At 49.4% G+C, this 239-nt stretch carries 1 protein-coding gene; it reads left to right on the top strand.

Annotated elements, in window-relative coordinates; translation table 11 throughout:
• Positions 1–239: transposase (locus AB4482_RS23100; RefSeq protein WP_372181746.1), on the top strand; the 239-nt coding region annotated here is incomplete at both ends.

Here is a 239-nt window from a genome sequence, read left to right as displayed (position 1 = left end):
CTAAGGCAACTCGTCATGGACGAGTTCGCTATCTTTAAAGGGCATAGGTATGCCACGGTCATTGCTGACGCTAAGACTCATCAAGTCATTTGGATAGGGTTAGGCCGTAGCCGCAAGGACATACGACCGTTCTTCGAGCTGTTAGGCAAGCATGGCAATAATATCGAAGCGGTCGCGATGGACATGAATACGGCTTTTGACCTTGAAGTTCAAGCGCACTGCCCGAACGCAAAAATCGT

The organism is Vibrio sp. 10N.222.55.C7 (genome assembly GCF_041473335.1).
Taxonomy (GTDB): Bacteria; Pseudomonadota; Gammaproteobacteria; order Enterobacterales; family Vibrionaceae; genus Vibrio; species Vibrio crassostreae_C.
This window is presented reverse-complemented; position numbering and strand designations above follow the sequence as displayed.